A 16,008-nucleotide genomic window follows, 5' to 3' on the forward strand; every position below is an offset into this window, starting at 1 on the left:
CCGCCATCGCCCGGTCTCCTCATCAACCCAGCCGGAAAGGGCGTGGGAACGAGAGCGTTTGGAAATGACAGTCCAGGGTTGCAGCGAAATTCCTGCAGATCGTCTTTGCGCCCTCATCGAAGAAGGGCGCGTCGCGTTTCGGCATTCCACCGGTTGTCACCGCGATCCGAACCGTTGTTTGGCAGCCTCGGTGACAGGCATGAACAGCGCAACGATTGTCCCTTCGGGGTCGCGGAACTGAACGGAGCGGTTGCCCCATGGCATCATTTTGGGCTCGTGCACGACGTCGACCCTGTCATTGAGGCGAGCGAAGTCGCCATCGACATCCTCGCTCATGAACTCGATGATCGCGGTACGGTTCGCGCCCGGCTCGGCGCTGCCTTGCTTGAACAGGGCGACCGTCTCGGCGCTGCCGATGGCAAGCGTCGCCGATGGCGTGACGATCTCGGCGAATTGAGGCGCGAGCCATTCCGCGGACCGGCCCGTTACCATCTCGTAGAAGCTGACCATGGCCTTGATGTCGTGGGCGATCAGACGTGTGGATGCGAACTTCATGGCATGATCCTTTCGGTGACGAGGGAAGCTAAAGCGTTTTGCGATTTGACGGAATCGTCAGGAATCGCAAAGACGCGTCGAAACAAAGAGCTAGAGCTAAGCAGCGATTACGCTTAAACGCGCTTGCTCTAGGGGCGTTGCGAAACCCTTGTCGCACAGGCCTGCTGCCACCATACTGGCAACAGGAGTCAGCCAGGATGCGACGCGCCGACCGACTGTTCCAGATCATCCAGATTCTCCGTCGCTCGACCCGGCCGGTGACCGCTGCCGCGGTGGCCGAGGAGATCGAGGTTTCCCGGCGCACGGTTTACCGTGACATCGCCGATCTGGTGGGCCAGCGTGTTCCCATCGTCGGCGAGGCTGGTTTGGGCTATCTGCTCGACCCCGATTATGACATGCCCCCGTTGATGCTGACACCGGACGAGATCGAGGCTGCGGTCCTCGGTGCGCAATGGGTTGCCCGGCGGGGCGACAAGGCACTGTCCAGCGCGGCCAGCGACCTCATGACCAAGATTGCCGCCGTCATTCCCGAACATCTGCGCCCCTTCATTGCCGATCCGAGCGTAGGGGCCAAATTGGGCGTAGCGGCATTGGAAGACGGCCTGGATACATCCGATCTGAGATTGGCGATCCGCGAGGGCCGCAAGCTCAGGCTTCGCTACCGGTCTGAGGGAGGTGAAGAAACGCAGCGCACGGTGTGGCCGGTGATCCTCGGTTATGCCGAGGAGAGCCGGTTGCTGGCGGCCTGGTGCGAGCTTCGGCAGGGTTTTCGCCATTTCCGCACCGATCGCATCATCGAGGCGAAAATCCTCAGCGAGACCAACGGGCTGCGCAGGGGCGAGCTGCGCCGCCGCTGGCAGCACTGGCGCGAGGGGGTCCTGGGGGATGTGAGGCAGGATCGCGATCGTTGAAACGCAACAGGCGCCCTGATTTCCGCAACGACGCGGAAATCGGGCTCTCGCAGCCTAGAGCAAAGCGCGTTTAGGCGTAAACGCTGCTTCGCTCTAACTCTTTGTTTCGACGCGTCTATGCGATTCTTGCCGAGTCCGTCAAATCGCAAAACGCCCTAGCCCAACCGTCATTCGACGGATCCGCGGGAGTGTCCCGCGGCGTTAGCCCTCGACCGCGCGGACCACGTCGCGGGCGGCATCGACCACAGCGTCGACCGTGATGCCGAACTTCGCATAGACGTCGGCGATCTTTCCCGATTCACCGAAGCCGTGCATGCCCACGAAGCGTCCGTCGAAGCCGATATAGCGTTCCCAGCCCAGTTCCACCGCGGCCTCCACGGCCACGCGCGCCTTCGTCTTGCCGAGCACGGACCGCTTGTAGGCGGCGTCCTGCTCCTCGAACAGCAGGCGGCAGGGCATGGAGACGACGGCGGTTGGAACGCCCTCCTGCTGCAGGATATCGCGGGCCTTCACGGCGAGCTGCACCTCCGATCCCGTGCTGAAGAGGGTGAGCCTGCGCTCGCCATCGGCTTCCAGCAGGACATAGCCGCCGCGGGCCGACTTGTTCTCGCTGGTGGCGTCCTTGCGCAGCAGCGGCAGCGGCTGGCGGGAGAGCGCGATGAGGGCGGCGCGCCGCGGCTGGTCGAGGATCAGCTCCCAGCACTCGGCCGTCTCGATTGCGTCGGCCGGGCGATAGACGCCCAGATTGGGTATCGCCCGCAGCGCGGCCAGGTGCTCGACGGGCTGATGCGTCGGACCGTCTTCGCCGAGGCCGATGGAATCATGCGTCATGACGAAGATCGTGCGGATCTGCATCAGGGCGGAGAGGCGGATTGCCGGGCGGTTATAGTCTGAGAAGCACATGAAGGTGCCGCCATAGGGGACGAGGCCGCCATGCAGCACGAGGCCGTTCATTGCCGCCCCCATGCCGTGCTCGCGAACGCCGTAATGGATGTAGGACCCCTTGTACTCCCCAGGCTTTATTTCGACCTGGTTGGTGGCCTTGGTGTTGTTGGAGGGCGTCAAATCGGCGGAGCCGCCGAGCAATTCGGGAATGGCAGCGAAGAGATGGTTCAGGACGGAGCCGCTTGCCTGGCGGCTGGCCAGATCCTTGCCACCCTCCACGAACTCCTTCTTGGCGTCGAGAATGGCCTGCTTCCAGTTGTCGGGCAGCTTGCCCGCAGTGCGGCGTTCGAATTCCTGGCGGATGCCGTCCGGTGCGCTCTTGACGCGCTCGGCCCAGGCCGTGCGGGCGGCCGAACCCCTGGAGCCCGTCTGCCGCCAGTCGTTGAGGAGATCCTCGGGAATGACGAAAGGCGGCGAATCCCAGTCCAGCCGCTGGCGCGCGCCGGCGATCTCGTCCTCGCCCGGCGCGTCGCTGTGCGCCTTCTGGGTGCCGGCCCTGGTCGGGAAGCCGAAGCCGATGATCGTCTTGCAGGCGATCATGGAAGGCTGATCCTTGACCGACTGGGCGACCTTGATCGCCTCGCGGATGGCGTCGGTGTCGTGGCCGTCGATCTCCTGCACGTGCCAGCCGCTGGCGCGGAAGCGCTCGACCTCGTTGTCGGAGACGGAGAGGCGGGTCGAGCCGTCGATGGTGATCGAGTTGTTGTCCCAGAAGGCAATGATGTGGCCGAGCTTGAGGTGGCCGGCGAACGAGATCGCCTCCTGGCTGATGCCCTCCATCAGGCAGCCGTCGCCCATGAAGACATAGGTGTAGTGGTTGACGAGATCGTCGCCGAATTCGGCATTCAGGATGCGCTCGCCGAGCGCCATGCCGACGCTGTCCGCGATGCCCTGGCCGAGCGGCCCGGTGGTGAGCTCGATGCCGTCGGCATGACGGTATTCGGGATGGCCCGCCGTCTTGCTGCCGGCCTGGCGGAAGCGCTCCAGCTGGTCGATGGTCATGTCCTTGTAGCCCGTCAGATAGAGCAGGCTGTAAAGCAGCATCGAGGCATGCCCGTTCGACAGGACGAAACGATCCCGGTCGACCCAATGCGGATCCGCCGCATCGAAGTTGAGGAACTCGCGGAAGAGCACGGTGGCGATGTCGGCCATGCCCATCGGCGCGCCCGGATGGCCGCTCTTGGCCTTCTGCACGGCATCCATCGACAGGAAGCGGATGCAGTTCGCCAGCTTCCGCAGATGGGGATCCTTGGGCGCCGGCAGTGGAGCAGCGGTCGCCGGAATGGTTGGAGCCGGAGCGTTCATCGAGCTAGTCCCTCTTCGTTATCCTGTTGAGATTACGCTATAAACTGTCGCGCCAGACGGGCTTGCGGGCGCGCAAACATGTCGGTTGTCAAATCGGCCAAAACCGGGGGAATGACGATCGGTGGTCGGAAATGGCCGGTCCTTTCAGCCGAACCTAGCGCGCCCTCGACTTGAGCCACAACAGATATTTCCCAACTCTCGGCGAGGTCGCGCCCGAACCCTGGGGCGGGCATCAGCCGATCGGTTGAATCACGGACAATTCCGGGGGCTGATGGAGCGCGGGCGGGTCAGCGCGCGGCAAGGCTGGCTGTTCTCCGACCCTCGCAAAACGATCTGGAAAAGGGCTTGCTTTCCGCTTGCCCGTCGCGTTAGCAACAACTAATGTTCTTTTTTTGTTCTAAGCAGAGGACGATATGAGCACCTTGGAGAATTTCATCGTCGAGGCGAAGGCGGCGGCCTATGTGAATGACGGCGCGCCACAGGCTTCCTGCCGTGCGGGTTCTCACGATATCGGATATGGCCGAGGGGACTGGCGCTATCTCGACAGTTATTTCGGCGGAACCGATTTCCTCGGCCAGGAAATCGTCTGGCGCGAGGAGCAGCCGATCTGGGCCATGAACTATTATGGCCATATCCTGGAGCCGGTGCTGATCGATGCCGGCGGAGCCGGCGCGGTGGTGAAGAAAGCGCGCGCCGCGCTCTATCGCGAGGGACGTTTCCTCGGCGACTTCAGCCTGGGTGTGGGCAAGAGACGTTTCGAGAGCGCCAGTACCGGGGATATCAAGCGCTTCCTCGGCGTGGAGCGCATCTTCATCGGCGGCGTCGAGGCCTACCGTCTGCAATTCCACGGCGGCCTGATCCGGCCTTAGAGTGAGGAAGGCAGGGAGCGCGGACGTTGCCGGGAGCGCGGACTTCCAGTCCGCTCTTGAACTGCCACCATTTCGGGATAGAGCGAAACGGCAAACATCGTCCTTGCGAGCGAAGCAATCCAGGAGTCGAGGGGCGCGCTCGTCGCCCCCGGATGGCTTCGCTTCGCTCGCAATGACGATGGGTGGCTTTCGCTCCTGACAGGCGGAGGTTCCAAGAGCGGACTGGAAGTCCGCGCTCCCGGCAACGTCCGCGCTCCCAGAAATCCGCTCTCCCCGTCGCTCAGCCTTTCGAGAATGTCGCTGTCAGGCAGCAATCGGGTTTGCGCTGTCTCTAATGTCCCCCCGCATCACGCATTCGGAGTCGCAGGCAAATGGCAGTGTTTCCACAAAAGGCGAAGGTCGTCATCGTCGGTCTGGGGGGTATCGTCGGCGCGGCCGTCGCTCATCACCTGATCGAGCGGGGCTGGGACGATATCGTCGGCATCGACAAATCGGGCATCCCGACCGATATCGGTTCCACCGCCCATGCCTCCGACTTCTGCTACACCACCAGCCATGACTTCCTGTCCTGCTGGACCACGCTCTATTCCATCGATTTCTACGAGAAGATGGGCCATTACGCCCGTGTCGGCGGCCTCGAGGTGGCGCGCGTGGGCGACGATGGCCGCATGGACGAGATCAAGCGCAAGGTCGCTTCCGGCAAGGCCTTCGGCACGCGCGCGCGCCTGGTCGAGCCGGCCGAGATCAAGGCGAAGTTCCCGCTGATCGAGGAGAGCCTGGTGCAGGGCGGCCTGTGGGACCCCGATGCCGGCCTCGTCATTCCGCGCTCGCAGACGGTCGCCGGCAAGCTGGTCGACCAGGGGGAGGCCTCCGGCAAGCTCAAGGCCTTCGCCAATACGCCGGCCAGGTCGCTCGTCATCGAGAACGGCCGCATCAAGGGCGTGGTCACCGACCGCGGCACCATCGAGGCCGATTATGTCATTGTTTGCGCCGGCCTGTGGGGCCGCCTGATCGCCGAGATGGCGGGCGAGGACCTGCCGGTGATGCCGGTCGATCATCCGCTCACCTTCTTCGGGCCCTATAACGAGTTCGCCGGCACCGGCAAGGAGATCGGCTGGCCGCTGCTGCGCGACCAGGGCAACTCGGCCTATATGCGCGACACCGGCGATCCGACCACCGCCGAAGGCGGCCAGATCGAGTGGGGCTATTACGAAGAGACCAATCCGCGCCTCTGCCATCCGCGCGACATTCTCGAAAAGCACGAGGCGCGCCTCTCCCCCTCGCAGCGCGACCTCGACATGGAGCAGATCATGGCGCCGCTCGAGCGCGCCATGGAGCTGACGCCGATCCTCGGCGAGCTCGGCTACAATGAGGGCCACTCTTTCAATGGCCTGCTGCAGGTCACCACCGACGGTGGCCCTTCCATCGGCGAGAGCCAGAAGGTGCGAGGCCTGTGGTATGCCGTCGCCATCTGGGTCAAGGACGGCCCGGGCATGGCCAAGCTGGTGGCCGACTGGATGACGGACGGCCGCACGCCGATCGATCACAACAAGATCGACTATGCCCGCTTCTCCCCGCACATGCTGAAGGAAGCCTTCATCGAAGGGCGTTGCGGCGAGGCGGCCCGCAAGATCTACAATCCGGCCGTGCACCCGCGCGAGCCCTATGACACCGGCCGCAACGTGCGCCGCTCGCCCTTCTACGAGCGGGAGAAGGAACTGGGCGGCTACTTCATGGAGCTCGGCGGCTGGGAGCGCGCCCATGGCTACGCCGCCAACGAGCATCTCCTGGAAAAATACGGCAACCGCGTGCCGGTGCGCGCGAACGAGTGGGACAACCGCCATTTCTGGCGCGTTTCCAATGCCGAGCAGCTCGCGATGAGCGAGGATGTCGGCATCGTGAATTTGTCGCACTTCGCCATGGTCGATGTCGAGGGCCCGGATCACGTCGCCCTGATGGAGTGGGTCTGCGCCGCCAAGATCGGCGGCGACGCCAATATCGGCAAGGGCATCTACACCCACTTCCTCGACGAGGAAGGCATGGTGCGCGCCGACCTCACCGTCATCCGCATGGCTGACCGCTGCCGTGTCGTCGACGGCGCCGATGCCGGTCCGCGCGACTACCAGTATCTACGCCGCGTCGCCCAGGATAAGGGCTTCGACGTCACCGTGACCGATGTCAGCGAGAAGTTCGTCACCGTCGGCATCTGGGGCCCGAACGCCCGCACGACGTTGCAGAAGGTGGTGGAGGATCCGGCGGGCCTGGAGCCGGCCAACTTCCCCTTCGCCGCCATCAAGCCGATCAGGATCGGCGGCAAGGACGTCGCGGCCTTCCGCATCTCCTATGTCGGCGAGCAGGGCTGGGAACTGCATATGCGCTACGAGGACGGCCTCGCCGTCTGGGATGCGCTGCGCACCACCGGCGTGATGCCCTTCGGCGTCGAGACCTACGCCAACTCCCGCCGCATGGAAAAGAGCCTGCGCCTGCAGAACGCCGAACTCAACACCGAGTACAATCTGATCGAGACGGACCTGCAGCGCCCGAAGGTCAAGGAAGCCGATTTCTGCGGCAAGGCCAGGCATCTGGAGCATCGCGCCCGGGAGCACCAGCCGGCCATGCTCTGCACCCTGGTGATGACGGACAATATCGATGCCAAGGGCGTGGCGCGCTACCCGGTCGGCATCCTCCCCGTGATGGATCCGGAGACGGGCGAGACGCTGGTCGACGAGCTCGGCCGCCGCTCCTACACCTACTCGATCGCCTATGGCCCGACCATCGGCAAGAACATCGCGCTCGCCTATCTGCCCTGGTCCCATTGCCAGCAGGGCCGCAAGCTGAAGGTGGAATATTTCGGCGAGACCTATCCGGTGGAAGTGGCGGGCGTGGGGTACAAGCCGCTCTACGATGCGGAGAACCTCAAGCCACGCAGTTGAGTAAACCTATGTTCGAAGGGCGCAACATAAGCCTCCCCCACGAAGCTTGGGGAGGTGGGCCGACGAAGTCGGCTCGGAGGGGGTGTGGTCCGACGCGCTCGACTTAAAAGAAAGAGGCTTGGAGCTCTCAACGGACCCGAGTCCTATCTTGTTACGGCCGGCTTGGTGGCCCACACCCCCTCCGTCATTGTTTCGCAATGCCCAGTGACAACTTCGCACGCGAAGTTGTCACGGATACCCCCAGCTTCGTGGGGGAGGCTTTGCGTCGCGCGTTTTGGCAAAAAACCTCACCGATACCTACATCCACCCATGTTCTCCACGTCATAGAAGCGCGCAAATATTGACGTTCGAGCTTGCTTCCCCGAAGTCTTGGCTCCCCTATCCGCCCTCTCCCAATCAGGAGGCAGGGATTTCGTGTCTTGGACATCGCCGATGCCGAAGAAGACGGGCGTCCACAAGCCCGCGCCTTTTCCCGAACCGCCCAGCATGCCGCCGCAGACCTGCGTGGTCGCCATCGGCGACATCCATGGCCGGCTCGACCTGCTGGAGCCCTTGCTGGACCGCATCGAGCGCCGCGCGGCCTTGCTGCCGGGGGCGCGTCATGTCGTGGTGAGCCTGGGCGATCTCATCGACCGCGGGCCGGACTCGGCCGGGGTGATCGAGCGGCTGATGGCGGGCGTGAAGGGAAGCGAACTGATCGTCCTCAAGGGCAATCATGAGGATGCGCTGCTCGGCTTTCTCGACGACAAGCCGATCGGCGACGCCTGGCGCAGCTTCTTCGGCGCCGAGGCTTTCCTGCAGAGCTATGGCATCGCCGGCCGCCAGAACTTCCGGGTCGAGAAGGCCGCCGGCAAGCTGCGCGAGGACATTTTCGCAGCCATGCCGCAAGCCCATATCGACTTCCTGCGCAGCCTGCGCACGTCCTTCAGCATCGGCGATTACTTCTTCGTCCATGCCGGCGTGCGCCCCGGCGTGCCGCTGGCCGAGCAGGAGGAGCGCGACCTCGTCTGGATCCGCGACGAGTTCCTCCATTCCAAGCAGCGCTTCGAGAAGAAGATCGTCCACGGCCACACCCCCGTGCGCAGGCCGGACTTCAATCGCAACCGCATCAACCTCGACACCAAGGCCTACGCCAGCGGCACGTTGACGGCCGCGTTGTTCGAGGGCGCGGAGGTGACGATATTTTGATGCCGGGGACCGCCGGCATTCCTGCCGGCTCTTGGAAACGACGCCTTCCATAATGGGGGAAGCGGCGGATCGCACGATCCCCTTGCCACAATGTATTCGCTAAAGGCACTCTGCTCTTCCTGACAGGAGGAAGTGACGATCATGCAAGGCGATAGAGAAGAGCCGCGTATTCCTGACGGCATCAGTATCATCGCCTTTGGCGACGTGCATGGCAGCTACGACAAGCTCGAGGCATTGCTGGAACGCGTGGCCGAACGGGTGGCCGAGTTTCCCGAGCGGCGGCATGTCCTGGTCTCGGTTGGCGACCTCGTCGATCGCGGGCCGGATTCGGCGCCCGTGGTGGGGCGCCTCGCCGACGGTGTCGAGGGTTGCGAAACCGTGGTGCTGGCCGGCAACCACGAGGCGATGATGCTGGATTTCATCCGGGGCGGCGAGGATGCACAGGCCTGGCTGCACAATGGCGGGCTGCGCACCATGACGAGCTACGGCGTGGACCTCGAAAGGCTGCTGGCCGAGCGCCCGACCCTCCACACCCTGCGCCTTGCCCTCATCGACAAGATCCCGCCGCACCATCTCTCCTTCCTGATGGGCCGCCCGCTCACCTTCGAATGCGGCGATTATTTCTTCGTGCATGCGGGCGTGCGCCCCGGCCGCCCGCTCGACCAGCAGGACGAGGAGGACCTTCTCTGGATACGCGAGGAATTCCTCGACTTCGACGGCGATTTCGGCAAGCGCATCGTGCACGGCCACACCCCGGTGGATGTCGCCACCTTCAAGCCCAACCGCATCAACCTCGACACCGGCGCCTGCTTCGGCGGCCCGCTCACCGCGGTGCTGATCGAGGGGAGCGAAGTGACGATCTTCTGACGCCGGATGCAACGGAGGGCATCGTGTTGCGGGCCCATGGCCGGATAGAACGCTGGTCTGGTGAGTTTGCGTTTCCCTTTGGTTAACGCCGTGTGAAATGTTCGGCTATAACCTTTTGCCATAGAGAAGGGAGAACGCGCCATGAAGACTGCCGATGGTTTCGATCCTTCCATACCAGACGGCATCTGCGTCATCGCCTTCGGCGACGTGCATGGCTGCCTCGACAAGCTGCAGGCCTTGCTGGAGCGGATCGAGGCGCATGCCGCCGCCTTCCCGCAGCAGCACCATATCGTGGTCTCGCTCGGCAACCTTATCGATCGGGGGCCGGATTCGGCTGGCGTGGTCGAACGCCTCACCAAGGGGGTGCATGGCTGCGAGCTGGTGGTGCTGCGCGGCGATCACGAGCAGATGCTGCTCGACTTCGCTCATGATGCCGATGCGGCCGAACCCTGGCTGTGCAATGGCGGCTTTGACACGCTGCTGAGCTACGGTCTCGACCTCAATGCCATCACCGACCAGAAAGGCGGCCCGCGGGGCCTGCAGCGCGCACTCCTCGAAAAGCTGCCGCGCGAGCATCTGGGCTTCCTTTCGGCGACGCGGCTGAGCTTCGACTTCGGCGGCTATTTCTTCGTGCATGCGGGCGTGCGCCCTGGCGTCGCCCTCGACGATCAGGCACAGCATGACCTCCTGTCGATCCGGGAGGATTTCCTGCAATGGCGGAAGCCCTTCGGCCGCAAGATCGTGCATGGCCACACGCCGGTGAAGGTGCCGGCCCTCAACGCCAACCGCATCAACCTCGATACCGGCGCTTGCTTCGGCGGCCCGCTCTCCGCCATCCTGATGCAGGGGACGGAGGCGACGCTGTTCGGCTGAACACAGCCCACGACCATTGCGGCGATGAGGTGTGCCCAACCGTCAGGGGATTTTGAGCTGTGCGCTGTTTATTTCGATCACGTGATTATCGGGGTCGAGCAAGAAGGCTTGCTGAAAAGGGGCCGGGCCATCCAGTTGGAGGACGAGCCGCTTGGAGTCTCCATCGGACGCATGTTCGCTATAGCCGTTTGCCTTCAAGTGCCCCAGTGCCGCTGTAAAATCCGCAACCCGCACGGCGAAATGAATATCCCCCGTATCGATTCTCGGCTGCCTGCGCAGATGGCCATCCGGGTTGATGGTCAGATGCAGTTCGAAGCTGCCCGACGACATCCACGCACCTTGATTCCTGAATGCCGGTCGCTGAATCCGACGCAGCCCCAGAATATCGTGGTAGAAGGCGATAGACCTGTCGAGATCGGTGGTCACAAGCGCGACGTGATCGAAGGACGATACTTTCATCGTTTTCTCCGTCCCGGCAGGCAAGTCGTGGCCATTGCCAAAACTTCCGGTTGAAGATGCACCTTTGCGACCGGCTTTTGCAATGCATTTTAGGGCCGAGCCGATTTATCGGCCCGCCTTGCTCTCGCTCCGCGCCCTCCTTATGCTGCGCCCCATGCAGAACCGTATCGTGCCCTTCCCGATCCCGCCGCGCGTTCCGGCGGGGACCAGCATCATTGCCTTTGGCGACGTCCATGGCCATCTCGACCTGGTCGAGGACATGCTCGCCAGAGCCTCGGCCCGGGCCCGCGCGAAACCGGATCGGCGGCATATCGTCGTCAGCCTTGGCGATCTCGTCGACCGCGGGCCCGATTCACGCGGCGTGGTTCAGCGCCTGATGGGCGAGGTGTCCGGCTGCGAACTCCATGTCATCCGCGGCAATCACGAGACGCTGCTAATGTCCTTCCTCAAAGGGGACCCAGATGCCAATGTCTGGGTGAAATGGGGCGGCTTGGAGACGATCGGCAGCTATGGCGTCGACATCCAGGGCGCCAATCCCTCCTCGCCGACGGATATCGAGGCGCTTCGCAAGGAATTTCGGGCGAAGATGATCCCCGCGCATCTCGATTTCATGCGCACGCGCCGGCTCAGCGTCACCTTCGGAGACTATTTCTTCGTGCATGCCGGCGCCCGGCCGGACGTGCCGCTGGCCCAGCAGAAGGAGCATGACCTGATCTGGATCCGCGACGAGTTCCTGCCCTCCGGCCAGCGCTTCGAGAAAAAGATCGTGCATGGCCACACGCCGGTGGACGAGGCCGATTTCCGCGGCAACCGCATCAATCTCGACACCGGCGCCTGCTATGGCGGCACGCTGACGGCCGCGATCTTCGAGGACGACGACGCCAGGGTGTTCGCGAGCCTCCCTGCCAGGAGCCCGGCCTGGCACCCCTACGGGACAGTGTGAAGCGCTCCCAGGCCTACGACCTCATCCCGATGCCATGGTTCGGCCGGGCCGTCGAGGCGCGCTCCACCAAGGTGGGGGCGAGCACGACATTCATGCGCGCCGCCGTTTCCCGGCGCAGCTCGCGCACCAGCAGCCTGGCCGCCTCGACCCCCATTTCTCTGTGGCCGATGCGCACGGTGGTCAGGGGAGGCTGCACCATGTCGACGAAGGGCATGTCGTTATGCCCGACAACGGAGACATCGCCGGGACAGTGCCGGCCGAGTTCCTGGAGCGCCTGGTAGATGCCGAGGGCAAGCAAGTCATTGGCGGCGACGATGCCGGTGGCTTCGGGATGCTTCAACAGGATCATCTTGGCTGCCTTATGACCCGCCTCCCTCGTATAGGCGCTGGCGAACTCCATGGTCAGCCCATCGCGGGGAAAGCCGTGATTTTCCATGGCCATCTCGAAGCCGACGCGCCGGAGATAGCCGGTGGAGATGTGCTGCGGGCCGCCGAGATGAGCGATCCTGCGGTGGCCGAGTTCGATGAGATGGTCGACCGAGAGCTTCATCCCGAGCACGTCGTCGGAGACGGCCGCGGGCGCGCGCTGGGTTGCTTCGGAGCGGTTGACCAGCACGATCGGCACATTGCGCTCCAGGCAGTGGTTCACCACCGGATCGTTGCGGCTGGCGGTGGCCAGGATCAGGCCGTCGACCCGCCGTCCGATCAGGGCGTCGACCAAGTCGAGCTGCGCATCCTGCTCGGTGCCGGCATCGGAGACGATGGTGTAGTAGCCCTGGGCGTTCAGGATCTCGTTGATGCCGCCGAGGATGGGGGAGAACAGCGGGTTGGCAATATCGGGCACCAGCACTCCCACCAGCATGGAGCGCCCGGTGCGCAGGCTCGCCGCTAGCGGGTCGCCCCGATAGCCGAGCTCGCGCGCATGCATCCTGACCCGCTCGACCACATCGTCGGCAACCATGCCGCGTGTCGCCGGGTTAAGCGCGCGCGATGCAGTCGAGACATGGACATGCGCGGCCGCTGCCACGTCCTTGAGGGTTACTGCGCGCGATATCTGGCGTGCTTGCTTGTCCATATGCACGTATTGCAGTTCTTTTTGCAATCGTTTTCACGACAGGTGGCTACTGGAAACGCATCAAATGACGCTAGGAAACACGATTTTATACGACAAATGCGCACTGTCAATGACAAATCCCCTTGTTCTTGACAGTCTTGCTTTTCTGCATATGCAATCGATTGTAGTGCGAGGAAACGCTATGACAATCGACCAAGGGCAGTCCGTTACAGAGGCGGTGCTGGCCGTAATGCCGGCCACTCCAGACGAACGGCTGAGCACGGCGACAAGGGCAATGGTTCGCCACTTTCACGCTGCCATCCGCGAGACAAAGCCCACGCAACGGATGGTTGAGTGTGGCCTCGAATTCCTCATCGGTCTCGGACGCGCCACGGCGCTCAACGGACGCTGTCGACCCGTGAATGATCCGGGAATCGCGGCCTGCCGGCTCGAACAGGACCTCATCCCGAAGGCCGGGCACGCGCTCCTTCCCAAACCCCCAATGGCATGAGCTTTCCGATGTTGTTTCATGATCTGTCAGGCAAGGTCGCCGTCGTCGTCGGCGGCAGCGGCGGCATAGGCCGAGCGGTTTCCCTGGAACTGGCACGGGCGGGCGCCCAGGTCGTCGTCACCTATTTCAGCGACGATACCGCCGCCGAGTTCGTCTCGGTGCTGCCCGGCGGCGGCCACGCCGCCATGCCGGCCTGCGTCGAGGACACCGCCTCGCTGCGCGATCTCGCCGCCTTCGTCAAGGCGCGCTATGGCCGGGCCGACATCCTGGTCAACTGCGCCGGCTTTACCTCTCCCGTGGCGGCCGAGGATCTCGAGGCGCTCGACGACGACCTGATCGACCGCACCTTCGCCGTCAACTGGCGCGGTCCCTTCGCCGCCATCCGTGTCTTCCGCGCCATGCTGGCCGAGCATGGCGACGGGCTGATCGTCAACATCTCCTCGATCGCAGGCCAGACCGGTATCGGTTCCAATATCGCCTATTGCGCCGCCAAGGCGGGCATCGACGTGATGACCAAGGCGCTCGCCCGCTCCCTGGCGCCGGAGGTGCGGGTGATGGCGATCGCGCCCGGCATCGTCGATACCTGCTTCGTGCCGGGCCGCACCGACGGTTTCAACCAGCTGGTCGCCAAGTCCATCCCGCTGCAGCGGATCGCCACCGCCCAGGATGTCGCCGATGCCGTGCTCGCCTGCGCCACGCTGCTGCGCTACTCGACCGGCTCCTTCGTGCTCACGGACGGGGGACGGGCACTATGATCTCCAGGCTGTCCGAACGCGTCATGATCACCTGTGCCGTCACAGGCAATCACATGCGCCCCGATCAACATCCGCGCCTGCCGGTCACGCCCAAGGAGATCGCAGATTCGGCGCTGGAGGCGGGCGAGGCCGGTGCGGCCATCGTTCATGTCCATGTGCGCGACCCGCACACGGGCCGGCCGTCCATGGAGATCGGCCTCTATCATCGCGTGGTCGAACATATCAGGGCCGGCAATCCACAGCTCATCATCAATCTGACGACGAGGCCGGGCGGACGTTTCGTGCCCTCCCAGTTCGACCCGAAGACGGCCGCTGCCGGCACCACGCTGCTGCCGCCGGAGAAGCGGGTCGAGCACATCGTCATGCTCAGGCCGGACCTGTGCACGCTCGACCTTAACACCATGAATGCCGGCCAGGAGGTGGTGATCAACACCCCCTACAGCATCAGCCGCATGGCCGAGATCATCCGCGCCGCCGGCGTGCGGCCGGAGCTCGAGCTGTTCGATACCGGCGACATCGCGCTCTGTCGCGACCTCCTGGAGCAGAACGTGCTGGAAGGCCCGATCCTGTGCTCCCTGGTGATGGGCGTGCGCTACGGCATGCAGGCTTCGCCAGAGGCGCTGCTGCATGCCCGCAACAATCTGCCGGCGGATAGTGTCTGGACCGCCTGCGGTGTCGGCCGCTCCGCCTTCCCGATGGTGGCGCAATCGGTCCTGGCGGGCGGCAACATCCGCGTCGGGCTCGAGGATGCCGTCTATATCGAGAGCGGCGTCCTCGCCCCCTCCAACGCCGCGATGGTGCGCAAGGCGCGAGGCATCGCCCAGGCTCTGGGCGCGGCCATCGTCACGCCGGAGGAAGCCCGCGAGCGGCTCGATCTGCCGGTGCGTCCGGCCGGCAGTCCCGTGCCCCTGAGGAGGCAGATATGATCGCCGTCATCAACGGCATGGCCGGGCAGGCGGTGGCCCGGCTCGCTTCGTGCCACGGTATCAAGGTCAGCGGTTTGGTGCGTCGATCCGAGGCCAATGTCAGTCATGCCAATGGCCTCGTCGTCATCGTCGATTCTGCCGTGGATTGGGCAATCGAAAGCATTCGCAATCTTACCGAAGGTAAAGTTTCCAGGCTTATCTTTGGAACGTTCGGCAGACCCCGCTTCCAACTTGCCAGTCGCTCCCTTGCATTGGGCGAGCGCCAGGTCTTCATCGCCGCGATGGACAAATCCGTGTGCTTTAATTTATTTGAATTCTTTCACGACGGACGCTGTTATACTGGTGTAGAGACCCTGGTGCTGGATGCCGCGGCTTGCGCAAGCATGCTGGGCGAGCTTCCGCCCTGGTTCGAAAGCGGCAGGTTGAAGCCGTTTTCCTCTGAAGGTGGCCTCTACGGCGTTGCCGGTGCGGCCCGCGCCTATGCCGAGTCTCGAGTTCGGCTCGTCCGCGTATCCTTTTGTCGCCTTTCTCGTGAGGCGCCCATGCATGTCACGCGTTCAGCGAAAGCACCCCTGTACCGTATGCCAGGCCATTACGGTATGACGATCCGCCAGCTGCAGGGCGATGAGGCCGGACCCGGCTCCAGCGTGGGACTGGCCCTCCTGGAGATACAGCCCGGCGGCGGCGCCGCGGCGGCGCCCTCGCCCCATGAGAAGATCTATTTCGTGCAGGCCGGTGAGGTGACGATCTCCAACGGCGACCACGCCGATGTGCTGAAGGCCGGCGATTCCTGCCGTTTCGCTCCCTACGAGATTCGCAAGGTCAGGAACGACGGCGAGCACCCCGCCACCCTCGTGCTGGCCACGGCGCTGCGATGACGGGACCGAAGTGAGCGGCAGGTGAGTCTGGGCCTG

15 protein-coding genes are annotated in these 16,008 nt (G+C 64.0%); 11 read left to right on the plus strand and 4 right to left on the minus strand.

What is annotated here, in order from left to right:
- Positions 1-156: 156 nt before the first annotated feature.
- A complete protein-coding gene (locus QQL24_RS18635) occupies positions 157-555 on the minus strand; it encodes a VOC family protein (protein WP_284313799.1) in 399 nt (132 codons plus the stop codon).
- A 197-nt stretch (positions 556-752) separates the two neighbouring features.
- Here QQL24_RS18635 and QQL24_RS18640 point away from each other — a divergent pair, with 197 nt between their 5' ends.
- Entirely contained in the window at positions 753-1,466 is a 714-nt protein-coding gene (locus QQL24_RS18640; RefSeq protein ID WP_284313800.1) for a helix-turn-helix transcriptional regulator, read from the plus strand.
- A gap of 201 nt (positions 1,467-1,667) precedes the next feature.
- Here QQL24_RS18640 and tkt read toward each other — a convergent pair whose 3' ends face one another.
- The gene (gene tkt, locus QQL24_RS18645) at positions 1,668-3,716 is read right to left on the minus strand and encodes a transketolase (RefSeq protein WP_284313801.1); all 2,049 of its coding nucleotides are present in this window, start codon (positions 3,714-3,716) and stop codon (positions 1,668-1,670) included.
- A 413-nt stretch (positions 3,717-4,129) separates the two neighbouring features.
- On the opposite strand from tkt, the gene QQL24_RS18650 reads away from it, so the two are divergent.
- The 5 genes from QQL24_RS18650 to QQL24_RS18670 all read left to right on the plus strand — a co-directional run bounded on the left by QQL24_RS18650 (position 4,130) and on the right by QQL24_RS18670 (position 10,446).
- A complete protein-coding gene (locus QQL24_RS18650; RefSeq protein ID WP_284313802.1) occupies positions 4,130-4,585 on the plus strand; it encodes a DUF5680 domain-containing protein in 456 nt (151 codons plus the stop codon).
- A gap of 371 nt (positions 4,586-4,956) precedes the next feature.
- Positions 4,957-7,518, plus strand: coding sequence for a GcvT family protein (locus QQL24_RS18655; protein WP_284313803.1), 2,562 nt, complete (start codon positions 4,957-4,959; stop codon positions 7,516-7,518).
- Positions 7,519-7,950: 432 nt separating this feature from the next.
- On the plus strand, positions 7,951-8,706 hold the full coding sequence (locus QQL24_RS18660; protein WP_284313804.1) for a metallophosphoesterase family protein: 756 nt from the start codon (positions 7,951-7,953) through the stop codon (positions 8,704-8,706).
- Between the two features lie 141 nt (positions 8,707-8,847).
- Positions 8,848-9,573, plus strand: a complete 726-nt coding sequence (locus tag QQL24_RS18665; RefSeq protein ID WP_284313805.1) for a metallophosphoesterase family protein — start codon at positions 8,848-8,850, stop codon at positions 9,571-9,573.
- Positions 9,574-9,714: 141 nt separating this feature from the next.
- Entirely contained in the window at positions 9,715-10,446 is a 732-nt protein-coding gene (locus tag QQL24_RS18670) for a metallophosphoesterase (protein WP_284313806.1), read from the plus strand.
- Positions 10,447-10,488: 42 nt separating this feature from the next.
- Here the strand turns inward: QQL24_RS18670 and QQL24_RS18675 are convergent, their stop codons facing one another.
- On the minus strand, positions 10,489-10,905 hold the full coding sequence (locus QQL24_RS18675) for a VOC family protein (protein WP_284313807.1): 417 nt from the start codon (positions 10,903-10,905) through the stop codon (positions 10,489-10,491).
- A 154-nt stretch (positions 10,906-11,059) separates the two neighbouring features.
- Here QQL24_RS18675 and QQL24_RS18680 point away from each other — a divergent pair, with 154 nt between their 5' ends.
- Positions 11,060-11,848, plus strand: coding sequence for a metallophosphoesterase family protein (locus QQL24_RS18680; protein WP_284313808.1), 789 nt, complete (start codon positions 11,060-11,062; stop codon positions 11,846-11,848).
- A 13-nt stretch (positions 11,849-11,861) separates the two neighbouring features.
- Here the strand turns inward: QQL24_RS18680 and QQL24_RS18685 are convergent, their stop codons facing one another.
- Positions 11,862-12,923, minus strand: a complete 1,062-nt coding sequence (locus tag QQL24_RS18685; protein WP_284313809.1) for a LacI family DNA-binding transcriptional regulator — start codon at positions 12,921-12,923, stop codon at positions 11,862-11,864.
- A gap of 181 nt (positions 12,924-13,104) precedes the next feature.
- Here QQL24_RS18685 and QQL24_RS18690 point away from each other — a divergent pair, with 181 nt between their 5' ends.
- The 4 genes from QQL24_RS18690 to QQL24_RS18705 are packed head-to-tail and all read left to right on the plus strand — an operon-like array spanning position 13,105 to position 15,972.
- Complete coding sequence (locus QQL24_RS18690) at positions 13,105-13,413, plus strand: peptidase associated/transthyretin-like domain-containing protein (RefSeq protein WP_284313810.1); 309 nt, start codon at positions 13,105-13,107, stop codon at positions 13,411-13,413.
- A gap of 8 nt (positions 13,414-13,421) precedes the next feature.
- On the plus strand, positions 13,422-14,168 hold the full coding sequence (locus tag QQL24_RS18695; RefSeq protein WP_284313811.1) for an SDR family NAD(P)-dependent oxidoreductase: 747 nt from the start codon (positions 13,422-13,424) through the stop codon (positions 14,166-14,168).
- Positions 14,165-15,094, plus strand: a complete 930-nt coding sequence (locus QQL24_RS18700; RefSeq protein ID WP_284313812.1) for a beta-keto acid cleavage family enzyme — start codon at positions 14,165-14,167, stop codon at positions 15,092-15,094. The genes QQL24_RS18695 and QQL24_RS18700 overlap by 4 nt, the downstream gene beginning before the upstream one ends.
- Positions 15,091-15,972 carry a cupin domain-containing protein gene (locus QQL24_RS18705; protein WP_284313813.1) on the plus strand — a complete coding sequence of 294 codons (882 nt, stop codon included), beginning with the start codon at positions 15,091-15,093 and terminating at the stop codon, positions 15,970-15,972. Before QQL24_RS18700 ends, QQL24_RS18705 begins: the two co-directional genes overlap by 4 nt.
- Positions 15,973-16,008 lie beyond the last annotated feature (36 nt).

It is taken from the genome of Labrys miyagiensis, from assembly GCF_030160835.1.
Classification (GTDB): domain Bacteria; phylum Pseudomonadota; class Alphaproteobacteria; order Rhizobiales; family Labraceae; genus Labrys; species Labrys miyagiensis.

Excerpts from the sequence above, each read along its gene's own strand:
- QQL24_RS18635 (WP_284313799.1), bottom strand. The coding sequence starts at position 555 with ATGAAGTTCGCATCCACACGTCTGATCGCCCACGACATCAAGGCCATG.
- QQL24_RS18640 (WP_284313800.1), top strand. The coding sequence starts at position 753 with ATGCGACGCGCCGACCGACTGTTCCAGATCATCCAGATTCTCCGTCGC.
- tkt (WP_284313801.1), bottom strand. The coding sequence starts at position 3,716 with ATGAACGCTCCGGCTCCAACCATTCCGGCGACCGCTGCTCCACTGCCG.
- QQL24_RS18650 (WP_284313802.1), top strand. The coding sequence starts at position 4,130 with ATGAGCACCTTGGAGAATTTCATCGTCGAGGCGAAGGCGGCGGCCTAT.
- QQL24_RS18655 (WP_284313803.1), top strand. The coding sequence starts at position 4,957 with ATGGCAGTGTTTCCACAAAAGGCGAAGGTCGTCATCGTCGGTCTGGGG.
- QQL24_RS18660 (WP_284313804.1), top strand. The coding sequence starts at position 7,951 with ATGCCGAAGAAGACGGGCGTCCACAAGCCCGCGCCTTTTCCCGAACCG.
- QQL24_RS18665 (WP_284313805.1), top strand. The coding sequence starts at position 8,848 with ATGCAAGGCGATAGAGAAGAGCCGCGTATTCCTGACGGCATCAGTATC.
- QQL24_RS18670 (WP_284313806.1), top strand. The coding sequence starts at position 9,715 with ATGAAGACTGCCGATGGTTTCGATCCTTCCATACCAGACGGCATCTGC.
- QQL24_RS18675 (WP_284313807.1), bottom strand. The coding sequence starts at position 10,905 with ATGAAAGTATCGTCCTTCGATCACGTCGCGCTTGTGACCACCGATCTC.
- QQL24_RS18680 (WP_284313808.1), top strand. The coding sequence starts at position 11,060 with ATGCAGAACCGTATCGTGCCCTTCCCGATCCCGCCGCGCGTTCCGGCG.
- QQL24_RS18685 (WP_284313809.1), bottom strand. The coding sequence starts at position 12,923 with ATGGACAAGCAAGCACGCCAGATATCGCGCGCAGTAACCCTCAAGGAC.
- QQL24_RS18690 (WP_284313810.1), top strand. The coding sequence starts at position 13,105 with ATGACAATCGACCAAGGGCAGTCCGTTACAGAGGCGGTGCTGGCCGTA.
- QQL24_RS18695 (WP_284313811.1), top strand. The coding sequence starts at position 13,422 with ATGTTGTTTCATGATCTGTCAGGCAAGGTCGCCGTCGTCGTCGGCGGC.
- QQL24_RS18700 (WP_284313812.1), top strand. The coding sequence starts at position 14,165 with ATGATCTCCAGGCTGTCCGAACGCGTCATGATCACCTGTGCCGTCACA.
- QQL24_RS18705 (WP_284313813.1), top strand. The coding sequence starts at position 15,091 with ATGATCGCCGTCATCAACGGCATGGCCGGGCAGGCGGTGGCCCGGCTC.